Genomic DNA, 6,703 nt, shown 5'->3' with positions numbered 1-6,703 from the left:
CCCGACCCGCCGACCTCACCCGGATACAACACTGGTCCGCCTGGCGCCGACACCACCAAGCCCGAGCACGCGCCAGCCACTACAAACGCCGGCACCAACTCGAATCAACCTGGTCAAGCCATAACCCGTGACTGCCGTACTAGGATCGCCGAACTGGAGCGGGAGGTTCGAGAGCTGCGCCGGGCCAACCAGATCCTCAAGTCCGCGGCGTCTTTCTTCGCGGCGGAGCTGGACCGTCCGTCGCGATGAAGGTGGAATTCGTTGACTCCTAACGGGAACAGTACGGTGTCCAGCCGGTCCTGCAGGCGCTGGAGGACACGCCGGCACAGATCGCACCGTCGACCTGCTATGCCGCCAAGACCCGCCCGGTCAGCGCCCGGGCGGTACGTGACAGCGAACTCTCCGCGAAGATCGAGCAGGTACATCAGGAGAACTACAGCGTCTACGGCGCCCGCAAGGTGTGGCACGAACTGAACCGCCAAAGGCGTGACCGTGGCCAGGTGCACGGTCGAGCGGCTGATGCGCCAGGCCGGGCTGCGAGGGCTGCTGCGCGACAAGTCCCCACGGACCACTCGACCCGCACCCGAGACCGCACGGCCCGCCGACCTCGTCGAACGTGACTTCACCGCGGATAGGCCCAACCAGTTGTGGGTCGCGGACCTGACCTATGTGCGCACAAGCGCAGGCTGGGTGTACGCGGCGTTCATCCTCGACGTGTACTCCCGCATGATCGTCGGCTGGCAGGTGGCCACCTCGCTGTACACCGACCTCGCCTTGGACGCTTTGCAGATGGCGACCTGGCGTCGGCGGGCCGAGGGAGCCGACCTGACCGGCCTGGTCCACCACTCCGACCGGGGTTCGACCGGTTGAACCCGGGACCTACACGTCGTTCCGGTTCTCGCAACGGTTGGCCGACAACGGGATTCTGCCGTCGATGGGCTCCGTCGGCGACTCGTACGATAAGGATTTGGTTTCATACTGCACCTCTTTGCGTGGTTTAGGACGGAATACGGTTTCGCAGTGGGCTGCCCTGCCGGGCGACCAGTCGCGGGTCGCCTTTGGTGGGGATCTCGAAGAGCGGGCCTATCGGCGCACTGGTGTAAGCGCCGCGCCCTGCCAAGCGTTTCCGCAGCTTCCGGCGATTGGGTGAAACGCGAACACGAAGATCCTCTGACACTCCCGCTGCGTGGTCCGGCCTGCAGTGCTCTGACGGCGGGAACCCGCTGGTATGGCCTGCTGGTGTGCGCGATCGACGGCACCGTGCTGGACGTGCCCGACACACCGGGCCACCTACACCGGCTGGGCAGGCATTCCAGCCAGCACGGCGGGGCCGGATATCCGCAGATCCGGCTGGTGGCGTTGGTGGCGTGCGGCACCCGGGCGGTCATCGACGCGGTGTTCGGTCCCAAGACCGCGGGCGAGACCACGCAAGGGCGACGGCTCACGCGCAGCCTGCACCAGGGGATGCTGGTGCTTTTGGATCGGGGCTTTTCCAGTAACGACTTCCTGACCGAAGTTGCCGGGGCCAACGCGGATTTTCCTGGCCCGGTTGTGCGCCAGCCGTAAACCGCCGATGTTGGGCCGGTTGCGCGACGGGTCGTACCTGTCGGTGATCGGCCGGGTGAAGGTACGCATCATCGAATGTGAAATCACCATCCGCACCCCCGCCGGCAAATGCACCGGGGTCTACCGGCTGGCCACCACACTTCTTGACTGTCAACGGTTCCCGGCACTTCAGACAGTGACCTTGTATCACGAAAGGTGGGAAGTTGAAACCTGCTACCTGGAAATCAAATCGACGTTGCTGGGTCGGCGGGTGCTGCGCTCGGCCAGCCCTGCGCTGATCGCCCAGGAGGTCTACGCCCTGCTGGCCGTCTACCAAGTCATCCGCATCGCGATCGCTGCTGCCGCCCAGGTCGCCGCGGTGGACCCGGACCGGGCCAGTTTCACCATCGCCTTGCACACCGCCCGTGATCTACTCGTCCAGGCCACCAACGTGATCGCCGACACCACCATCGATCTTGTCGGCCGTATCGGCCGGCAGATTCTGGACAACCTGCTGCCCTCACGCCGGCTACGCGTCAGCCCACGCACAGTGAAACGGCCACTGTCCCGCTACGCCTACAAAGGCTTACGACTCAACCGCAAAACCTACAAAGCCACCCTGAGCATTAGCATCCTCCCAGCCCAGACCCCCTCGACAAACCAGACCGACCCTTAACTTCACGGCCTTGGCCAAAAGCCCACCAAGTGGGCGGCACCCTGCTGTTTGTCGGGCTGGTTGGAGCGTGCATCAGCTGGGCACGATGGTTCGCCCCCGATGGACGGGACCCCGAACCATTGCCGAGACAACCGCAGGCCCTGGATTTAACGCCCGCCATCGAAACTGCCAAAATAGGCTCAGAAGGTTAAACCCACGTCAATAGGGACAAAGCGGAGTTCGCTGTCTACCGAGTCCTACCTTGGCGTCCCAATCTCAAAGGCGCCCACCACCTTCTCGAATTTCGTGCCGTTCCACGGCATGCTGATTTCGGTTGCCTTGCCTGAACCGCGTTCGAGAAGTACGACATTGAGCACTGAGTTTCTTAGCGACCAGCCGTCCTCGATGTCCCACTGCCCAGCATTTGCCACTGGCACGTCAATCGTGACTAGACCACTTGGGCTCTGTTTCATCACCAGCAACGAGTCGGCGCTGACGCCTCGATACGTACAGCGGATCTGGACGAGCAGCTCTTGGTCCCCGTCGTTGTCGAGGTCGGCTGGTTGGGCTGTTCCGGTGACCAGGAGCTGGGCTCCGTTATGGCTGACCTCCGAGTGCTTGAATCGTACGGTGCCGCCGGGGCAGGCGCTCTGTTGTCCGTCTTTAAGAATGGTAGGTAGTAGACTTGGTGAGCCGAGGTCGTCCTTCGCTGGTGCCAGCACCAGCGGTGCTTCACGTCCGGCGACCTGAGTGAAAGCGTTACGATTCCATTCAAACACTCGTAGGTGTGCAGGCGCAAAGATCGAGTATTCGCGTCTGTTTCCGTCCAGCGCCGCATACCATACCTGGGCCAGAATTCTCTCGTCCTGAACACGGACCGATGGATAACGCGCGTGTTCTGGGCCTGCCAGCCCAATTCCGACCAAGCGTCCAGATCGGACGGTTACGGCGAGCAGCTGACCACTTAGAAATGGGTGGACAGACGACGAAATGTCGGATTGGATGCAGGCAACGGTAAGCACCGCTTCAGGTTCGCTGTCGCCCGTCAGGTCGCCATAGGCGACCGAACTGATAGACGTAACCAGCCGGGCACTGCTGCCAGTCCTGCCTCCGACGGCATGATCGGCCAGTTCACCGCTGGTTGAGGAGCCGAAGGTCCATCGCCCAGCTGGGCATGCACCAAGAATGTCGATCTCGGTGTCTACTGTGGCGTCAGCCCAGTTCACTTCGGTCACACTCGTCACAGAGGGAGCGATGCCTTCCCGCCGCTCCGAGACGTGGTTGCGTGCGATGTACGCAGCTGTTACGCCGGCAAGCAGGGCCACAATTGAAACCAGCATGATCGGCCACAACCGTCGTCGTGGCCAAGCCAATTTGATCAACTCTAACTTCCTCCGATGATTGGGCATTGCCCTGCGAAGACAGAGCTCGTAGCAATGCTAAGGCTGGCGTGGCCATTATGACGATACTGGACAAGCGCGGCCTTCGGGAGAAGCTGCGCCCATTGGACCGCCCAGACGTTTGGTGTGACCGGATCGGCTTCGTTGCCGTAGATACAGGTCGGGCCAGTGCGCTCGCCTACGCCGTCCAGATTCCATCCTGCGCTCACGTGTGTTTGGGCGCATTGCATTCCTAGATCCCTGAGAAAGGATGACGGTCCCTTTGAGGTTTCCGTATCGGGGCTCCAGCCTGTGTAGCTTGTGCAAAAGCCTTCGATGAAAGCACCTAACCCAGGAGCGATGTTGCCACTACCATGGCGCATGAGAAGCTGGTCTGCAAACTTCCCGACCTGTGCGGTGGATTCGGGATCGAGGTCCGGCAACTGTGCGAGTGTCTTCCAGAGCCAACGTTCGTTGGTGTCGATTCCGTAGAGCGCCGCCAATGTTGCCACCGCGACATCGCTATTCGTCACAGGCTTGCTACGGCTCGTGACCACAATCGGTGATGTCCTTGCGATCGCGCTCGTAGCGACTTGTGTGCCGGTAAGGGAGCAGTCGAAGCCAAGGATCTTGCATTGACGCGCGTAGCTTTGATCGAGCGCTGTCTCGACGCTGAACCTGCGGTCGGCTACCACCTGGCTGCCCGGCACGGTGGGCGGAGCGATTGGCGCGCTGAGTAAGAGGAATGCGTCCGGGAACGCCTTCGCCGCAGCGGTGGCCGGGAGGGCACCAAATGAATGCCCCACGATTCCGGTGATGGCTTGCCGTTCGCGATCGGCTATGGATTGCACCGCCAGCCGGTAGGACTTCTCGGTCCATACAGAAAGCTGACATGCGGCCGTAGCTGATCCCGTTTGACCTTCATCTCCGATCGAGGAGGCGAAATTCGTCAGTGCATCCTTGCATCCGGCATCTGCCTCATCGTCGCGCCATGGTTCATTTATCACCAAAATATCAAACGAGTCGAGTTGAGAAGGCAATCCGAGCGTAGCTCGATCTGAGCGAGCTAATGTATGGCCGCCTGGACCTCCTACCTCAGCGAGAATGAGGCCTTTAGGCTTTCCTCGACTTGGCAATATGGCGTATTGCACCAAGCCGATGCTGCCCACTTCGAGTTCGGCGCATCGCGCATCACGGATGCGACAGATTCTCGGCGATTCTGGCTGCGGCCCGGGTTGGCGGTTGTTCGCCGCGTCTGTGTCGGTGCCGGCATCGAGGACAAGAGCAAAGACGAGGATGCCGATAACCGCAAAGATGGCAGTGAGTGCGAGGGGCAGCCCCCCGGCGTATCTGCGTGACCGGGGGACTGCCTTTTTCTTGGCTAGCATCGTGTCAGCAGTTGGCGCTGCCGTCAGTGGCGCCACATCCGCCGATCCGGTTCATCGAATCATTCATCCAGTTGATGTAGATGTAGTCCTTGTAGTACGGCTGGTAGCCCTGTCTCGATGTCACCGCGAAGATTGCGGCCATCTTTTGTGGCCCTCCGGAGGCATACACCCACGAGAATTGATTGTTCTTCCAGTTGACGCTCATGTCGCCGGCGTCCTGGTAGTAACTGTTACGGTCCACGCGGTAGGTTTCGCACGCCTTGAAGTTATAGGCGAGGTTGTACACGGCGACAGTCCAGTTGTCGTTGCAGTTTGCCTGGTGTTCGCCGATGTCTGGCGAGTAACCGAGCCAGCCCAGCAGAATGTTGCGCGATGAACTCGTTGGGTACGACCGCATGCCCATGTCCATGACGTACCAGTACCTTGGCCAGCCGGCAGAACCGTGGGTTCCCTCCGCCCAGCGTGTGTAGGCCCAGGCGTCTTTGGTGTTGTTGGTTTCGAGTTTGTCCTTGTACTTGATCCAGTGGAATTCGAGCGCGCCGTACTGGCTTGTCAGCCAGTACGTACCGTCATTGACATATGAGAAGGTCTCAAAACCGGGGCCGGCCGGGTATGCCAGGTGATCAGATGTCTCGACTTCGCCACCGGTTGCTGACGCAGATACCGTCATCTCGTCCTTGCCGTCGGGGCCCCGCTTGAGTCCAGCCCCCACGACGACAGAGTCGATGCGATAGTTTCGTGGAACCAACGCTTCCACAGCCTCACCATTGGGGTGTTCAAAGCGCAGGTAGTCGATTGAGTTGCGGTCGTGGAAGCGGCCCGCGGCCGCCTCGCTGTCGATGAACGCCTGTTTCTTGTCGGCTCCGCGCTGCGGATTTGCCCGGGTTGTAGCGTATTCCTCGCCGACAGTATTCGGTGTTGCGGGCTTCCTCACGCCGTCGAACGTCACTGACGTGAAGCGTTGTTTACCCGCGTCCCGATCGCTGCGACCCTCGGCGGCGCTCACTGGCGACGCGGGCAATGCGATCGCGGCAGCTGCAGCAAGGGCTAAACCTACCTGAGCCACCACGGTCGAAGGTCGTCTCACAAGCTCCTCCAGCAAGTGTTGTGACGACGACGCAACAACAACAACGCCGCCGTCGTACTCGATCGGCGGGGCCTCTGCGCAATATAGAATGAGTCCCCGTGTGGGAGCGAAGGTTAGCGGTGGGCTCAGTGGCAAGCAACCCCTAATGGCTTGGGAGATTAAGAGGGGCAACCTCTGCCAAGCGACGCTGGTAGTCTGGCGCACCGACCTATCACAAGTCCGCTAAATTGGACATTCCTCCTCGCCGCATCCAGAAAGGCCTCCGTCGAACCCAGGATAGTGATCGATGTCATATCTGGCTCGCCCGGCTCAATTCGAGTCGACGCCGTCGACCAGCTACAGGATCACCATCAAAGCAACCAATCGAGAAGAGATGCCCCAAAGCCCCCCGAGCCCAGCCACTTACCAAGCAGCGGTGCAGCAATCTGGCACGGGCGTCTTCGCACAGACTGGCTCCATGGGTGTGTCAAGTAAGTGGTGGAAGATTTCTTCGGTGGTTGTGTCTGATGTGGAGTGTCGTCGATATTAGTGGCGGCCGGCGCTGACGCGGCCGTCGAAGGTGATGTCGAAGGCATTCAAAGCGGCTTTCCATCTGTTGGACCAGCGGGCGCGGCCCTTGCCGGCGGGGTCGAGGCTGAGCACGGTCAGG

Annotated in this window: 8 protein-coding genes, 1 pseudogene and 1 other annotated feature; of the genes and pseudogenes, 6 read left to right on the top strand and 3 right to left on the bottom strand. The window is 61.0% G+C overall.

Annotated features, from left to right (window positions below; genetic code table 11):
* From DM816_RS44055 to DM816_RS39195, 5 genes and pseudogenes are all read left to right on the top strand, one after another.
* The coding region (locus DM816_RS44055; protein ID WP_483964173.1) for a transposase at positions 1 to 249 on the top strand (249 nt) is incomplete at its 5' end.
* Positions 207 to 338: a sequence feature (AL1L pseudoknot), on the top strand. It overlaps the preceding gene by 43 nt.
* Positions 300 to 470: pseudogene (locus tag DM816_RS46060) on the top strand (hypothetical protein); the annotation flags it as partial. Its footprint overlaps the feature before it by 39 nt.
* A 16-nt stretch (positions 471 to 486) precedes the next feature.
* Positions 487 to 870, top strand: a complete 384-nt coding sequence (locus DM816_RS39205) for a DDE-type integrase/transposase/recombinase (protein WP_162908300.1) — start codon at positions 487 to 489, stop codon at positions 868 to 870.
* A gap of 276 nt (positions 871 to 1,146) precedes the next feature.
* Positions 1,147 to 1,566, top strand: coding sequence for a transposase (locus tag DM816_RS39200; RefSeq protein ID WP_162908299.1), 420 nt, complete (start codon positions 1,147 to 1,149; stop codon positions 1,564 to 1,566).
* 7 nt (positions 1,567 to 1,573) lie between these two features.
* Positions 1,574 to 2,221: a transposase gene (locus DM816_RS39195; RefSeq protein ID WP_117215544.1), complete on the top strand. Its 648-nt coding sequence runs from the start codon at positions 1,574 to 1,576 to the stop codon at positions 2,219 to 2,221.
* A gap of 236 nt (positions 2,222 to 2,457) precedes the next feature.
* Here the strand turns inward: DM816_RS39195 and DM816_RS43285 are convergent, their stop codons facing one another.
* Together DM816_RS43285 and DM816_RS39185 are read right to left on the bottom strand one after the other, a co-directional pair.
* On the bottom strand, positions 2,458 to 3,582 hold the full coding sequence (locus DM816_RS43285; RefSeq protein WP_162908298.1) for a hypothetical protein: 1,125 nt from the start codon (positions 3,580 to 3,582) through the stop codon (positions 2,458 to 2,460).
* Between the two features lie 2 nt (positions 3,583 to 3,584).
* Complete coding sequence (locus tag DM816_RS39185) at positions 3,585 to 4,619, bottom strand: alpha/beta hydrolase (RefSeq protein ID WP_211589052.1); 1,035 nt, start codon at positions 4,617 to 4,619, stop codon at positions 3,585 to 3,587.
* A gap of 33 nt (positions 4,620 to 4,652) precedes the next feature.
* On the opposite strand from DM816_RS39185, the gene DM816_RS43280 reads away from it, so the two are divergent.
* Entirely contained in the window at positions 4,653 to 4,937 is a 285-nt protein-coding gene (locus DM816_RS43280) for a hypothetical protein (protein ID WP_162908296.1), read from the top strand.
* Positions 4,938 to 4,971: 34 nt separating this feature from the next.
* Here DM816_RS43280 and DM816_RS39180 read toward each other — a convergent pair whose 3' ends face one another.
* A complete protein-coding gene (locus DM816_RS39180; protein ID WP_162908295.1) occupies positions 4,972 to 6,054 on the bottom strand; it encodes a hypothetical protein in 1,083 nt (360 codons plus the stop codon).
* Positions 6,055 to 6,703 lie beyond the last annotated feature (649 nt).

This window comes from Allorhizocola rhizosphaerae, assembly GCF_003426775.1.
GTDB lineage: Bacteria > Actinomycetota > Actinomycetes > Mycobacteriales > Micromonosporaceae > Allorhizocola > Allorhizocola rhizosphaerae.
Note: the sequence above shows the minus strand (reverse complement) of the source record. Positions and strands in the feature narration are given on the sequence as shown.